This window comes from Pseudoduganella ginsengisoli (genome assembly GCF_009720865.1).
GTDB classification, from domain to species: domain Bacteria; phylum Pseudomonadota; class Gammaproteobacteria; order Burkholderiales; family Burkholderiaceae_D; genus Rugamonas; species Rugamonas ginsengisoli.
The window spans coordinates 1-201 of the sequence record NZ_WNLA01000137.1 but is presented as its reverse complement, the minus strand read 5'-3'; the positions used below and the strand labels follow the sequence as shown (position 1 = coordinate 201).

At 52.7% G+C, this 201-nt stretch carries 1 rRNA gene; it reads left to right on the top strand.

Features of this window, described 5'->3' with window-relative positions:
• Positions 1 to 201, top strand: a 23S ribosomal RNA gene (locus tag GM668_RS32005); the annotation flags it as partial.

Below are 201 nucleotides of genomic sequence, written 5' to 3'. Positions count from 1 at the left end.
TGTAGCTTTGCATTGGACTTTGAACCAATCTGTGTAGGATAGGTGGGAGGCTTTGAAGCGGGGACGCCAGTTCCCGTGGAGCCATCCTTGAAATACCACCCTGGTTTGTTTGAGGTTCTAACCTTGGTCCGTAATCCGGATCGGGGACAGTGCATGGTAGGCAGTTTGACTGGGGCGGTCTCCTCCTAAAGTGTAACGGAG